The sequence below is a fragment of the Longispora urticae genome (assembly GCF_053902585.1).
Window position 1 is genome coordinate 16,489 of sequence record NZ_JAQZSH010000042.1, and the last position, 13,946, is coordinate 30,434.

A 13,946-nucleotide genomic window follows, 5' to 3' on the forward strand; every position below is an offset into this window, starting at 1 on the left:
CTTCCCTGTCAGCAGATACTTCGCAGGGCTGGACGATCGGCGCGCGGCGCATCGCAGTGATCCGTGAGGGTCCGGTTACACGCCGGCGCCCGCCGCCCCCTCAGGGACGGCGGGCGCCGGCGTCGGCTCTCGGTGCGTGCGGTCAGATGCGGGGCGTGCCGCCGCTGTAGTACCCGCCGAGGTCGTTGCGGTAGGCGTCGGTGTCGCGCTGCTCGGCGACGTAGCCGGGGGCGTTCTTGATCTGGTCCTTGGTCTGGGCGACGTAGACCTTCTCCTCGCCGGCGTCGACGCGCTGGATCACGCCGGCCGGGAGGAGGACCTTGGAGCCGAAGATCCACGGCCCGGTGTCCACCACGACGTAGCTGCCGTCGACCTCGTGGGTCGCTTCGTCGATCTTGCCGATGCTGCCGTCGGTGGCCTCGACGTGGTAGCCGGTCAGGTCGGTGGTGCCCGCCGTGTAGCCGCTGTGCGCGCCGTAGTTCCAGGCGTCGAAGCTGGCGTTCGGATCCATGCTCGTCATGATTCCCCCTCTTGGTTGAACAATCGGATGAGAAGTCCGTACCCGACGAGCCCGGCCCCAAACTCCCCGGGGAACCGGCACCCGGGGCGGTTCCCCGGCTGAGTCCGGCTGCTCGGGAGCGCCTCGGGCCCTGAGCACACAGATGACCGACGAGGGGGTGGTCCGTGTCGGGGGCTGGCGAGGCGGTCCGATCGCCCGCTGGAACGGCAGCGGCCGACCGGAAGCCTCGAAGGTCCGGTCGGCCGCTGCCGTTCCAGGTGACGGTCAGGACATCTTCTTCTTGATGTCCCTGGCGGCGTCGCGGACCTTGTCAGCGCCCTGCTCCACCTTGCCCTTGGCCTCCTGGGCCATGCCCTTGGCCTGCAGGCTCTCGTTGTCGGTCATGTCGCCGATCTTTTCCTTGGCCTTGCCGATGATCTCGTCCTTCTTGCCCTTCATGCTCATGTCCGTGCTTCCTTCCTGTGCTCCGCGGTGCGCTGGCTACCCGTTCACGGATCGCCGTAAACGAGGTCGGGGCAGGTCACAGGTTGGATTCACCCTGGGGGGAGCCTCCGCGGAGGCCGGGCGTGCCGGGCTCACCGGTTCCTGGTCGCTGGCCGGGCCTGTCGGGCTGCTGCGGCCGGCCGGGTTCCTGCCGCCCCGGTTCCCTGCGGGCCGGGTCGTCGCGTCCGGGCTGCTGGCGGTCCGGCTGGGCCGGCCGTGACGGGTCCTCGCGGCGGGGCTGCTCACGCTGCGGGTCGCGCGGATCTTCGCGTTTCGGCGTCGTCATGACGGCCTCCTGTGTTCGCTGGGCTCCTACGTGCCGGGGTCAACGCTAGGAGCTACCCACCGGTCACATCGGGTGAAAAGAGCTAGCTCCCGAAGCCTCACCCTCGTCCCCGGTGCCCCCTCCAGGGCATGGCTGCGGCCAGGGCCCGATCCCGGGAATCCGCGCACCGCCTGTCCCGGGGTCCCACGGACGTTAGATTGCTTCTATGTCGGGCTACTTCCGGTTTCCTACGATTCACGGGGACACCGTGGTGTTCGCCTGTGAGGACGACCTGTGGACGGTGTCCGCCGCCGGTGGCCGGGCGTGGCGCCTGACCGCGGGGATCGCGGAGGCCAACTACCCGAGACTGTCCCCGGACGGCGCGTCCATCGCGTTCGTGGGCAGCGACGAGGGGCCGGCGGAGATCTACGTGATGCCGACGGCCGGCGGTGACGCACGGCGGCTCACCTACCAGGCCGCCCGGTGCTCGGTCACGACCTGGTCCACCGGGGGCGACATCGTCTACGGGTCCACGGCCGGGCAGCCCCACCACCGCGAACGGCTCTTCTCCGTCCCCCCGGGCGGTGGCCTGCCGATCCTGCTCCCGCACGGGCTGGCCAGCACGATCGCCTATGGTCCCGGCGGTGCGGTCGTGCTCGGGCGCAACACGGCCGACCCCGCGCGGTGGAAGCGCTACCGGGGCGGCACGGTCGGCGACCTGTGGATCGATCCGGACGGCGGCGGGGAGTTCCACCGGCTCGTGACGGTCGCCGGCAACCTGGCCGGTCCGTGCTGGCTCGGCGACCGGATCTACTTCCTGTCCGACCACGAGGGCACCGGCAACGTGTACTCGTGTCAGCCGGACGGCGGCGACCTGCTCCGGCACACCGACCACGAAGACTTCTACGCCCGCAACCTCACCGGCGACGGCCACCGGCTCGCGTACCACTGCGGGGCGGCCCTCTACGTCCTCGACCCGGCGGAGGCCTCCCGTCGCATCGACATCCGGGTCGGCAGTTCCCGCACGCAACGGGCGCGCAGGTTCACCGACGCCTCGGTCAACCTGCACAGTGCCAGGCTCAGCCCGGACGGATCCCGGCTGGCCATCACCACGCGGGGCAAGGCGTACTCGTTCGGAAACTGGGAGGGCCCGGTCAGCCAGCACGGCGAGCCCGACGGCGTGCGGTACCGGATGATGACCTGGCTCGCCGACAGCGAACGGCTCGCGGGAGCGGCCAGCGACACCGGCGAGAACGAGCACCTGGTCATCACCGCTGTCTCGGGTGCCAAACCCGTGCGCGTCTTCGACGATCTGGACCTGGGCCGCGTCGTCGAGCTGGCCGCCGCCCCCGTCGGCGCGACGCTCGCGATCACCAACCACCGCAACGAGGTGTGGCTCGTCGACGCCGACGCGGAGCCGCACGCGGCCCGGCGCGTCGACCACAGCCGCTTCGGCCGACCCAAGGATCTCGCCTGGTCCCCGGACGGCGCGTGGCTCGCCTACGCCTTCCCGGTAAGCCCTCAGACGACGATGATCAAGGTGTGCCGGGCGGAGAGCGGCGAGGTGTCGCCCGTGACCCGCCCGGCCCTGCACGACTTCTCCCCGAGCTTCGACCCGGCGGGCCGGTATCTGTACTTCGTGGGGGAGCGCGACTTCAACCCCGTGTACGACGAGCTCCAGTTCGACCTCAGCTTCCCGCAGGCCGGACGCGTCTACGCCGTCACCCTCCGCGAGGACGTACCCTCCCCGTTCGCCTCGCGGCCCCGCCCCCTCGACGGTGCGGACAGCACGGCGGACACCGCCAGTGGCCCGCTGGTGATCGATCTCAACGGCATCGAGGGCCGGATGGTGCCCTTCCCGCTCGTCCCGGCCCGGTACGCGGCGGTGCGGGGCGTCGCGGGCAAGATCCTGGTGCTGTCCCACCCGGTCCGCGGCGCGCGCCGCCGGTACCGGCCGGCCGACGGGGTCCTGCAGGTGTTCGACCTGGACACCGGCAAGACCGAGCAGGTCACCGACGAGGTCAGCGACTTCCGGGTCGGACCGGACGACAAGAGTCTCGTGTACCGCTCCGGCTCGCGCCTGCGGGTGATCAAGGCCGGCGAGAAGGCCCCCGACAGCCACGGCACCGACCGCGCGGGCGGCTGGATCGACCTCGACCGGGTCCGGGTCTCCGTCCGGCCCGCCGCGGAATGGTGCCAGATGTTCCGCGAGGCGTGGCGCCTGCAACGCGAACACTTCTGGGCCGACGACATGGCCGGCATCGACTGGAACGGCGTCTACGAACGGTACTTCCCCCTCGTCGAACTCGTCAGCACCCGCTCGGAACTGTCGGACCTGCTGTGGGAGATGCAGGGTGAACTGGGCACCTCCCACGCCTACGAGCTGGGCGGCGCGTACCGGTACCGTCCCCACTACACGCAGGGCTTCCTCGGCGTCGACTGGTCCAGGGAGGGCCACGACTACCACTTCGGCCGGATCCTCGCCGGGGACCCCGCCGACCCGGACACCCGCTCACCGCTCCTGGAACCCGGAGCTCGGATCCGGGAGGGTGACACTCTGCTCGCGGTCAACGGTCAGCCCGTCGGCGACGCCGCCAGCCCCGCTGAGCGCCTCGTCAACCAGGCCGGCATCGAGGTCCAACTGACCGTCCGCTCCGGCAAGGGCGAGCCCCGCACCGTCACGGTGCACACGCTCTCCGACGAGGAACCGCTGCGCTACCGCGACTGGGTCGACACGAACAGGGCACTCGTCGCGGAACGTTCCGCGGGCCGCCTCGGTTACCTGCACATCCCCGACATGGGGCCGGACGGGTTCGCGGAGTTCCACCGGGGCTTCCTCGCCGAGTACGACAAGGAGGGCCTCATCGTCGATGTCCGGTTCAACGGCGGCGGGCACGTCTCCGCCCTCCTCGTGGAGAAGTTGTCCCGCCGGCGGATCGGCTACGACTTCTCCCGGTGGGGCGCCCCCGAGCCCTACCCGCCCGAATCGCCCCGCGGCGTCCTCGTGGCCATCACCAACGAACACGCCGGCTCCGACGGGGACATCTTCAGCCACGCCTTCAAGGCGTACGAACTCGGTCCGTTGATCGGCAAACGCACCTGGGGCGGGGTCATCGGGATCGCACCGTCCCACGAACTGGCCGACGGCACGGTCACCACCCAGCCGGAGTTCTCCTTCGCGTTCGACGACGTGGGTTGGCGGGTGGAGAACTACGGCACCGACCCCGACATCGACGTCGACATCACCCCGCAGGACTACGCGCGCGGCGCCGACGCCCAACTCGACCGCGCCATAGTGGAGGCGCTCCTGCTCCTCGAACGGTTCCCGGCCCACACCCCCAACCCGGCCGACCGACCCCGACTGACCCCTCCGGCATTGCCGCCTCGGTGAGAAGCGGGCTGCACTGTGGACCCTGGTCGACGCCGCACCTCGTGCGATCCTGGGCGAAGCCGGGCCGCAGCACCACGATTGTCCGGAGGTCGACTGGTACCCGGCCCCGGTCAGGTCCGTTCTCGTGGTCAGTCCACCTGGCGGGTCCGCGGCTGTGGGGTCTGCCGGCCGCTGGGAGCCTGGAACCCCGAGACCTTGTGGGTGCCGTCGCAGAACGGCTTGGTGCCCGACTTGCCGCACCTGCACAACGCGTAGGTGACCCGGCCGGGATCGATGTTCCGGCCGTCGACGCTGTGCAGCGGCACGTCCCCACGGACGAGGAGCGGGCCGTCGGTGTACGGCACGATGTCCCCGGCTGGCGGCCGGGAGGCGGGGCGGTCCTCCACCGTCGACGCGAGGCGCCGCAGGCCCCGGGCGGCGGCGTCGCGGATCTGTCCGAAACGGCTCGTGGCCCGGCGCACGAGGCCGAACGCGGCAGGTCGGCGGTTCACGCGGCCGCGCCCAGCAGGTCGTCGGGGCAGGGCGGCAGGGCGTGTCGGAGGGAGGTCCGGCCGGCCTGCCAGTGGTCGAGCATGCGCGTGGTGGTGACGCTTCCGGCGATCTGGGCACAGGCCGCCCCGAAGAGGACGTCGCCGGCCAGGTGCGGTTCCCGTTCGGCGAACGCGACGCACAGGTCGTGCACGGCGATCTGTTCGTGTACCGCGTCGGCCTCGACGTGTTCGTCGTAGAACCGGGTGGCCACGGGGCCGCCGCCGAGCCTGCGTAGCCCGTCGCCGTAGCGCCGGTTGGCCATCGACGACGTCATCTCGAACGCCGCCAGATGCCCCAGCGCCGCGCCCCGCAACCGGCGGTGCAGCCCGAGGAGGGACATGACGTTGCTGTGCGCGAGGGTGGGGGCCGGCGCGGTGTCGACGTAGGCCCCGTAGGTGGAGTCCAGGGCCAGCTCGTTCATGGTGGTACGGAACAGTTCGGAGTGCATCCGTTCGAGCCGTCCGCCGCCGTACTCGTCGGCTTGGATCTCGATGAGCGCGGCTTTGGGGCGGCCGTCGAGCCGGGGGATGGCCCACGAGTGCGGGTCGGCCTCGCGCAGGTGGTAGACGGACCGGTGCGCCACGAACTCCCGGAACTGCTCGAGGGTGGCGTGCCGTCGCATGTGCGCCGCCAGGGATGGACCCCGGGACGTGCCCACTGCGGCGGTGAGCCGTCCGGCGAGTTCCGTCGGTGTGACGGCCGGGATGGTGCCGGCCTCGGCGCGCAGCGCGGCCTCGAAGGGTGCCTCCAGTCGGGCCCGCAGCGTCAGGACGGCCGGGTCCCATTCCCAGTCCTCGGCCACGTCGTCCCAGCCCCGGTAGTGCAGCTCGTAGCAGACGAACAGGGCCAACTGGAGATCCTCGTCCGTCAGGGGATCCGCGCTCCCCACGACTGGCCAGTCGCCCGGGTGCGTGCCCGGAGCGGTCCCCAGGGTGCTGAGGAGCGACTCGGACAGGGGACCCCGTGCGGTCGGCAACCTCATCGCACCCCCGAATGTTTCACGTCATGATCGACAGCTGTTGTTACCCGCGAGAGGGATACGGGAAACGCACCTCGGAGTCCGCCAGACGAGGTTCTGCCCTTGGTCGATCATCGTGGGCACGACAGCGGCGACGAATTCGGCCACCGTGGCGAACATGACCGTGGCGATGAGCCCGACCGCCCAGGGCCGGCCGAGGCCGCGCCGGGTCAGCCACCGCACTGCCGGGTCCAGGCTGACCGCGATGAACAACGCCACCAGGATGAGGGTCAGCAGGCCGACGAGCAGGTACACGGCCCGCACGATGACCAGGACGGTGACGACCGCGACGGTGGCTGTGGCGGTGAGCCAGAGGACGCGGCGGGCCCGGGCCCACAGGGTGCGGGAATGTGGTGCTCCGGTGGGTGGGGCGGGCACTCCGGGGGTGGTGCGGGAGGTGTGGAGGTACTACCCGCCGGGCAGCGATCCATGCCGGGCGCACCGGTCCGCGGGCATGTTCGGCGAGCGGGTTTGAAACAGTCGGTTGCTGGATACGTGTCAGGTGGCCGTGGACATGTCCGGCCGAGAGGTCGCCGGGGCGCCGCTGGTGGTGTGCGGGGCTGCGGGTGGCGCGGTGACCTCGCCGACGGTCCGTGGGGCGACATCTTGGGCGGTGTCGCCCCACGCGACACGTCCAGCAAAGACGCGTCCGGCGAACACGGGAGGCGTGCGATGGCGGGTTGGGTCGGTGTCGCGGCTGCGGGTTGGGGTGTGGTGATGGGCGCCGCGCCGGTGCTGCAGATCCGCAAGATGATCCGCGCGGGCGGCGCCGAGGAGGTGTCCCCGGGCTACTTCGGGCTCCTGATCGTCGGCTTCGTCCTGTGGATCGCCTACGGCGTCAGCCTCGCCGACTGGGCGTTGATCGTGCCCAACAGCGTGGCACTGCTGACCGCGTCGGCGGCACTCGTGGTCAGCCTGTACTACCGCCGTCGGACCCCGCGCGAGAGTGCGCCGCGCTCCCGATAGCGGTCGGCCCGGACCAGGCTGCCGGGCGGGATCGCCGGACGCAACATCGCCGCGCCGCGTCGGGCCGGGATGCGAATCCTGACGGGCACCGACACCGGAAACCCTGGCGTGACCGGCGGCGCCGGCCGCCACGGCCGAACTCGGCCTCCCCCGGCCGACGCACTCACGGCCGCCACCGCCAACCCCGCGACCACATCCGGGCTCGATGGCCGAGGTCGCGTGCTACCCGGACGCCGCGCCGACCTGCTCCTCGTCCGAGGCGAGACGCTCACCGACGTGACCGAGACCCGCGACATCGTCGCGATCTCCTCAGTGACGTTGACCTGATCAGCCGTTGCGGTTGGCCCACGTGTCGCTGTCGGCGTAGTGGTTGTCGTAGAGGTCCTGGGTCGCGCCGACCTCGTCCCAGGTGGCCTCGCCGACATGCACCTTGTCGAGGAGGCGGTAGTAGTCGAAGCGCGGCTTGCCCGGGGTGATGACGACGAGGAAGTCGGCGTCGTGTCCTGCGGTGGGGGCGAAGGCGTGGGTGGTGCCCGGCGGGACGAACATCGTGTCGCCGGCGTGCAGGGTGTGGACCTCGTCGTCGACGAGCATGTCGAGGGCGCCGTCGATGACGAAGAACAGTTCGCCGGAGCCTGTGTGCCGGTGCGGAGGCGCGCCGACGTTGCCGTCCTTGAGCAGGGTGCGGTTGGACGTGAGCGCCCCGCCGGTGTGTTCGGGGTCCAGCAGCAGGGTGATCACGCTGGCCGGGTCGGCGTCGAGGACTTCGGCGTGGGCTGCGCGTACCAGGGTCATGATGGCTCCTTCGTTTCGGTTCTCAGAGTGTGCGAGTTCAGGTGGACTCGAGGTCTAGTGATCATGACGGGCGTCACGGGCGGGGACGTCGGCTCGCGACCGGCGCTAGAACGCGGCGGGCTCGCGGGTCAGGATCGGGCGGACCTTGGTGAGGAGCAGGTCCAGGAACCGGTCGGGATGGCGGAACGCCGCGAAGTGGCTGGCGTCGTCGATGAGGGCGAAGTCCTTGACCGGTGCGGTCACGGCGTCGTGGAACTCCCGGACGGGCCCCGCGGGTGTGATGACGTCGTGTGCGCCCTGGAAGAGGAAGACGGGGATCTGGAAGGTGGTCCCCTCGGCCCACTCGTCCACGTGGACGGCTTCCAGGTGCAGCCGTTCGGAGCAGGCCATGCCCTTCATGAGGGTGCCGATGTCGCGCAGCGAGTGGTTCGGCGAGGTCAGTAGCGAGCCCATGACGACCGTCTTGACGGTGGACAGGGTCAGCGGGTCGGAGCCGACGGTGTGCTTGTTGTTCTGCGAGTGCTGCTCGACCGTCCAGGTCGCGCGGTCGGGACCCATCGCGGTGACCGCCGCCAGTTCCTTGCGCTTGCCGGCGGTGGTGAGGCGTTCGACGAGTGCGTGGTAGGCGGCCTGGTTGCGTCCGCCGGCGTTGATGTTCTGGTCGGTGCCGATGTAGGCGGAGTACAGCCCGGGGTGGCGGCGGGCCAGGCGCAGGCCGATGACGGAGCCGAAGGACATGCCCACCAGGGCGACCTTCGCCACGCCCAGGCGGGCACGGACGTGCTCGGTCACCTCCAGCGCGTCGGCCTCCAGCCGGGCCAGGGTCAGCTCGCCCTGACCGGTCGGACCGCCGTGGCCGAAGGTCCGGCCGGCGCCGCGCTGGTCCCAGCGGACGACGGTGAAGTGGCGTTCCCAGCCGCGGGTGCGCGTGTTGTAGGGCAGGTTCGACGCGCCCGGGCCGCCGTGGATCTCCAGGAGCACCGGGTTGCGCCGGTCGTCGCCGCGGACGGACACCCACTGGTCGATCCCGCCGATCCGCACGAAGCCCGCCTCGTCGATCCCGGGCGGTGTGGTGATGCGCAGGGTGCGGGCGTTGGCGGCGCGCCTGAGGTGGCGGTAGCCGGCGGCTGCGGCGAGCGGGGCCGCCAGGAGGGCGGAGGAGGCGAGGGCGACGGTGGCGATCATGACTGTTTCTTCCTTAAACTGTTTATGGCTAAAGCAGAACTGTTTGAATCATATACAGTTCTCCTCGGACGTCAACCCGGAAGGATCGCCATGCCCAAGACCGCAGGCGGCGCACGCTCGACGGTGGAGCTGCTGTGGGGCGAGCAGGGCCAGCCCACCCGCGGCCCCAAACCCTCGCTGACCCCGGCACGGATCGCCGAGGCGGCCGTCGCCGTGGCCGACGCCGAGGGACTCGATGCCGTCTCGATGGCGAAGGTCGCCACCACCTTCGGCGTGTCAGGGATGGCGCTGTACCGCTACGTCCCCGGCAAGGACGAACTCATCGACCTGATGGTGGAGGTCGTGCTCGCCGAACGCCCCGACCTGACCGACGCAGGCCCGGACTGGCGACCCCGGATCACCGCCTGGGCGCGGGCGATACGCGCGATCTACCAGGCCCATCCCTGGCTCATCAAGGCCACGACGCTGCGCCGACACGTCACCGGACCCCGCCAGTTCGGCTGGATGGACACCGCCCTCGCGGCCCTGGAGCTGACCGGGCTCACCCACGCCCAGCAACACCAGGCCTTCCTCCTGGTCATCGGACACGTCCGGGTGACCATCCAGCAATCCACCGACTTCGACGCCGACTACGCCCGCGAATGGGGCCGGCTGACCGCCGAACGCCTCGACCGCGACGCCGAACGGTTCCCCGCCCTCACCCGGGCCATCGCGGCCGGCGCGTTCGAGCCAGCCGGCGCCGACACCCTGGAGTTCGGCCTCGACCGGATCCTCGACGGGGTCCAGGCGCTCATCGAACGGGCTCCCCACGACTAGACACCCGGGGGAGTGGCCGCGGACACTCCGTGGTCGCAGATCCGGGTTGCCCGATGTCAGGTGTGTGCCAACGCGCCGGCGGGTCGGAACTGCGCGCCGGTCGCGGGTATCGGTGGGGTACCGAGAGTTCGCTACGCGCCATCACCGCCTCGATCCACGAGACAGAACCCAGACTCAGCGGACAAAGCCAGGTTGCCGCGGAGCAGGACGATTACGATCACGGGCCATGGACAACGTGACGCACACGCTGATCAGCATCGTGGTCGGCGAGGCGCTGCACCGGTCCATCAGGCCGTCGACGGTGCTGAGCGACCGAGCCCGCCGGACTGTGGCACTCACGGTCATGGCCGTCGGCGGCAACCTGCCCGACATCGACGTGGCGTACACCGGATGGGCCGGCACGACGATGGACTACCTGCTGCACCATCGCGGGCATACCCACACGATCCTCGGCGCGCTCGGCCTGTCAGCGTTGCTGTTCCTGGCTGTCCGGCTCTGGTGGCGGTTCAGGAAGGTCAAACCGTCGCGGGCGGACCTGCTGTTCGTCGCCGGGGTCGCCGTCCTCGCACCTCTGCTGCACATCGCATTGGACTTCACCAACAGCTACGGCGTACATCCGTTGTGGCCCGTCGACAACCACTGGTACTACGGCGATGCGGTCTTCATCATCGAACCGGCCCTGTGGGCTAGCGCCGCGGTCCTGCTGTTCGTCCTGCCGAGCCGGGTCATCCGTGGGCTGATCGCATTCCTCCTGCTCGCTGGGCTCGCCGCCGCCTGGTTCACCGGCTTCGTTCCGGTCTCGTTCGCCCTGATGCTGACCGCGCTGACGGTGGGACTGGCCGCCGTGAGTCGGTTCTGCCCACCCCGGGTCGCTGTGGCCAGCGGGATCGCGGCCTGGCTGCTGGTGACCGCGGCCTTCGTCGGCACCAGCTGGACCGCGAGGGGTGACATCGAAACCGCGCTCACCCGCAGTTTCCCGACTGCCCGCACCCTCGACACGGTCCTCACCCCGATGCCCGTGAACCCGGTGTGCCGGGAGGTCCTCGCGGTGCAGGTGGAACAGGACCGCTACGTGGTCCGCCGCGTCTTCCACTCCCTCGCCCCTGGCTGGGTTCCCGCCAGCCGGTGCGCGACGTTGGTCCGCCGTGGCACCGAAACCACGGCGCAGCTCACGCCTGTCGCCCGGGCCGACACCGATGAGCTGGTGTGGGCCGGCGAACTATCCATGCCCGCCGGACTCCTGGCCGGCATCGGCGGCGAATCCTGTGCCGCGAAAGCACTGTTGCAGTTCGCTCGCGTGCCGACGGCGACCGCGAAGGGCGACGGCTGGATCATCGGTGACCTGCGCTACGACATGGAACCCGGACTCGGCCTCACCGAGATCGAAACCGGCCAGGGCCACGACCAGTGCCCCCGCCTCACGGCACCGTGGATACCGCCCCGACACGACCTCCTCCACGGCGACTGACCGCTACGACAAGCTGGGCTCACCCTTCCAAGGCACTCCTCGGTCAGCGTTGCCCCCGCATACCGCGGATGCCGTCCGGTTGGACACGACACCGCGTCGGGCGGATCGCCCGGCCCGGCGGTTTGACGCCTCACGGTTCGGGTATCGCTGTGTCACAACACTTTCGGAGGGAGCGCCAGATGGGCCTGGATGACAAGGCGGACGCGATCAAGGACAAGGTCGTCGGCGACGCCAAGGAGAAGATCGGCGATGCGACCGGCAACGAGGACCTTCAGGTCGAGGGCGCCGTCCAGAACGCCAAGGGGCATGTGAAGGAGACGGTCGAGGACGTCAAGGACGCTCTCGACTAGTACCACCTCGTTCGCATGACGTCGACACGATCGGAAGGTGCACCATGACCGTCGCTGGCATCATCTCCGCCCTCATCGTGGGCCTCATCATCGGCGCCCTCGGCAGGCTGGTCCTGCCCGGGAAGCAGAACATCCCGATCTGGCTCACCATGGTCGTCGGTGTCATCGCCGCCCTCGTCGGCACCGCCATCGCCCGCGGCATGGGCATCGCCGACACCCCGGGCGTGGACTGGACCGAGATCCTCATCCAGGTACTGCTCGCCGCCGTCGGCGTCGCGGTCGTCGCCGGGGTCTCCGGCCGACGCGCGGTGCACTGACCGCGCCTCCTCGTAGCGGCTGAGGGCCCGCCGGGTGACCCGGCGGGCCCTCAGCGCTGCCACGGATACCACTCGACCGGTGGCGTATGGGGCGAATGAAAGGAATCGGGCAGGAGTAGGCTCGGGGGACAGTTCGCTCCGGACCCCGGCGATGCACGAGTCACACACCTGCGCCGGGAGGCTCCGTGAAGAACATGTCGGCGGTGACGCCGTAGTGACCAGCGGGCGGACGGCCCGGATCTGGGGCCTGATCGCCGAGGAGTCACTCGGATCCCCGGTGTCGGTCGCGCATGTGTGCGCCGCGGTGGTGGCCGCCGTCGAGGTCGATGGCGCGTCGCTGACCATCATGGTCAGCCCCACCGTCCGCGACGCGGTGCACGTGACCGACAGCGTCGCCGCCGAGCTGGAGGAGTGGCAGCTCACCTTCGGGCAGGGGCCGTGTGTGGACGCGTTCGCCACCGGCGGGCCGGTGCTCGTCGCGGACCTGCACACCCCGGCGCTGGCCGCCCGGTGGCCAGCGTTCACCCCTGCCGCGGCCAGCAGCGGTGCCGGCGCCGTGTTCGCCCTGCCTCTGCAGGTGGGCGCGATCCGCCTCGGCGTGCTGGCCCTGTACCGCAGGCGCCCAGGCGCACTGGATCGTGACGAGGTGGCCGACGCGCTGGCGTTCGCGGACGTGGCGGGCGCTCTCCTGCTGGACCGGTCAGCTGGGAGGGTTCAGCCCGAGGACGCCTGGCAGGATGAGGACCCCACCGCCCACCAGGCCGAGGTGCACCAGGCCACCGGCATGATCCTGGCCCAGTTGGGGGTCAGCGCCGCCGCCGCGTTCGCCCGGCTGCGCGCCCACGCCTACGCCCATGACCGCCGCCTGGGCGATGTCGCCCGGGATGTGGTCGAACGTCGTCTCCGGTTCGAGCCGGAGCCTGTGGCGGGGGATGGAGAATGAGAGTGAGTAACGGATTCAGTCGATGCCCGCGACCTGCGAGCGCTTCCCTCACCCTTCGCGGCGGGGGCTACCCGAGGACGAGGACGAGGCGATCATGACCCAACAACTGCTGGCTGAGGCTTTCGTCGAGCTCGCCGACACCCTGGTCGACGACTTCGACGTGGTGGACTTCCTGCACCAGGTCACGGTGCGCTGTGCCCAGGTCCTCGATGTCACCGCCGCCGGGGTGCTGCTCACCGATCAGCGCGGCGCGCTGCGGGTCGTGGCGGCGTCCACGGAGGCGACCAGGGTCTGGAGCTCCTGCAGGTCCAGACGGACGAAGGGCCCTGTCTGGACTGCTTCCGCACCGGGCACGCCGTCACCGTGGAGGACCTGCCCGCCGAGGCCGCCCGCTGGCCGCGTTTCGCCGAGCAGGCGGCGCTGTGCGGGTTCGTCTCGGTGCACGCCCTGCCGATGCGGCTGCGGTCGGACACCATCGGCACCCTCAACCTCTTCAACACCCAACGCGGGACCCTGGCCACGGAGACACTGTTGTTGGGGCAGGCCCTGGCCGATGTCGCCACGATCGGCATCCTGCAGGCCCGGGCCATCGACCACTACGAGACCCTCGCCGAACAGCTCCAGACGGCTCTGAACAACCGGGTGGTCCTCGAACAGGCCAAGGGCGTCATCTCCGAACGCCGGAAAATCGACATGGACACCTCCTTCGCGCTACTGCGGGACACCGCGCGCGGCAGCAGCCGGCGGCTGTCCGATCTGTGCCGGGCGATCGTCGAAGGGACCGAGACCCTCTGAGCTGCGACCAGCGTCTCTGTGTCGGAGACCGGTTGGCGCCGCGAAGCGGCCACCTCGGCGGGGGCTCGTGCGAGGCCTTGGCGGCGTAGAGTGGTGACCGAGA

At 70.5% G+C, this 13,946-nt stretch carries 16 protein-coding genes; 9 read left to right on the top strand and 7 right to left on the bottom strand.

From position 1 onward, the window contains the following. Positions 1-142: 142 nt before the first annotated feature. Both PT931_RS29685 and PT931_RS29690 read right to left on the bottom strand, forming a co-directional pair. A complete protein-coding gene (locus tag PT931_RS29685) occupies positions 143-520 on the bottom strand; it encodes a PRC-barrel domain-containing protein (protein ID WP_456249022.1) in 378 nt (125 codons plus the stop codon). Between the two features lie 264 nt (positions 521-784). After that, positions 785-964, bottom strand: a complete 180-nt coding sequence (locus PT931_RS29690; protein ID WP_456249023.1) for a CsbD family protein — start codon at positions 962-964, stop codon at positions 785-787. Between the two features lie 530 nt (positions 965-1,494). Between PT931_RS29690 and PT931_RS29695 the strand changes: the two genes are divergently transcribed. Beyond that, the gene (locus tag PT931_RS29695) at positions 1,495-4,659 is read left to right on the top strand and encodes a S41 family peptidase (RefSeq protein ID WP_456249024.1); all 3,165 of its coding nucleotides are present in this window, start codon (positions 1,495-1,497) and stop codon (positions 4,657-4,659) included. Positions 4,660-4,787: 128 nt separating this feature from the next. On the opposite strand, the gene PT931_RS29700 is transcribed toward PT931_RS29695, so the two are convergent. The 3 genes from PT931_RS29700 to PT931_RS29710 are packed head-to-tail and all read right to left on the bottom strand — an operon-like array spanning position 4,788 to position 6,586. Further along, on the bottom strand, positions 4,788-5,150 hold the full coding sequence (locus tag PT931_RS29700) for a CDGSH iron-sulfur domain-containing protein (RefSeq protein ID WP_456249025.1): 363 nt from the start codon (positions 5,148-5,150) through the stop codon (positions 4,788-4,790). Then, the gene (locus PT931_RS29705; RefSeq protein ID WP_456249026.1) at positions 5,147-6,172 is read right to left on the bottom strand and encodes an iron-containing redox enzyme family protein; all 1,026 of its coding nucleotides are present in this window, start codon (positions 6,170-6,172) and stop codon (positions 5,147-5,149) included. Before PT931_RS29705 ends, PT931_RS29700 begins: the two co-directional genes overlap by 4 nt. 21 nt (positions 6,173-6,193) lie before the next feature. Then, complete coding sequence (locus PT931_RS29710; protein ID WP_456249027.1) at positions 6,194-6,586, bottom strand: AI-2E family transporter; 393 nt, start codon at positions 6,584-6,586, stop codon at positions 6,194-6,196. A gap of 294 nt (positions 6,587-6,880) precedes the next feature. Here PT931_RS29710 and PT931_RS29715 point away from each other — a divergent pair, with 294 nt between their 5' ends. After that, a complete protein-coding gene (locus PT931_RS29715) occupies positions 6,881-7,174 on the top strand; it encodes a SemiSWEET family sugar transporter (RefSeq protein ID WP_456249028.1) in 294 nt (97 codons plus the stop codon). Between the two features lie 45 nt (positions 7,175-7,219). Beyond that, on the top strand, positions 7,220-7,501 hold the full coding sequence (locus PT931_RS29720; RefSeq protein WP_456249334.1) for an amidohydrolase family protein: 282 nt from the start codon (positions 7,220-7,222) through the stop codon (positions 7,499-7,501). Here PT931_RS29720 and PT931_RS29725 read toward each other — a convergent pair whose 3' ends face one another. Continuing rightward, positions 7,502-7,969 (bottom strand): cupin domain-containing protein, encoded by a 468-nt coding sequence (locus PT931_RS29725; protein ID WP_456249029.1) that lies wholly within the window; start codon positions 7,967-7,969, stop codon positions 7,502-7,504. 105 nt (positions 7,970-8,074) lie between these two features. Beyond that, positions 8,075-9,154: an alpha/beta fold hydrolase gene (locus tag PT931_RS29730; RefSeq protein ID WP_456249030.1), complete on the bottom strand. Its 1,080-nt coding sequence runs from the start codon at positions 9,152-9,154 to the stop codon at positions 8,075-8,077. Between the two features lie 90 nt (positions 9,155-9,244). Here PT931_RS29730 and PT931_RS29735 point away from each other — a divergent pair, with 90 nt between their 5' ends. The 6 genes from PT931_RS29735 to PT931_RS29760 all read left to right on the top strand — a co-directional run bounded on the left by PT931_RS29735 (position 9,245) and on the right by PT931_RS29760 (position 13,843). Continuing rightward, positions 9,245-9,970, top strand: a complete 726-nt coding sequence (locus PT931_RS29735) for a TetR/AcrR family transcriptional regulator (protein WP_456249031.1) — start codon at positions 9,245-9,247, stop codon at positions 9,968-9,970. A 226-nt stretch (positions 9,971-10,196) separates the two neighbouring features. After that, positions 10,197-11,438: a metal-dependent hydrolase gene (locus PT931_RS29740; RefSeq protein ID WP_456249032.1), complete on the top strand. Its 1,242-nt coding sequence runs from the start codon at positions 10,197-10,199 to the stop codon at positions 11,436-11,438. 179 nt (positions 11,439-11,617) lie between these two features. Beyond that, positions 11,618-11,788 carry a CsbD family protein gene (locus PT931_RS29745; protein ID WP_456249033.1) on the top strand — a complete coding sequence of 57 codons (171 nt, stop codon included), beginning with the start codon at positions 11,618-11,620 and terminating at the stop codon, positions 11,786-11,788. A 44-nt stretch (positions 11,789-11,832) separates the two neighbouring features. Further along, positions 11,833-12,105 carry a GlsB/YeaQ/YmgE family stress response membrane protein gene (locus PT931_RS29750; protein WP_456249034.1) on the top strand — a complete coding sequence of 91 codons (273 nt, stop codon included), beginning with the start codon at positions 11,833-11,835 and terminating at the stop codon, positions 12,103-12,105. 214 nt (positions 12,106-12,319) lie between these two features. Then, the gene (locus PT931_RS29755) at positions 12,320-13,048 is read left to right on the top strand and encodes a GAF domain-containing protein (protein ID WP_456249035.1); all 729 of its coding nucleotides are present in this window, start codon (positions 12,320-12,322) and stop codon (positions 13,046-13,048) included. A gap of 330 nt (positions 13,049-13,378) precedes the next feature. Further along, positions 13,379-13,843, top strand: a complete 465-nt coding sequence (locus tag PT931_RS29760) for an ANTAR domain-containing protein (RefSeq protein ID WP_456249335.1) — start codon at positions 13,379-13,381, stop codon at positions 13,841-13,843. The last annotated feature ends 103 nt before the right edge of the window (positions 13,844-13,946 follow it).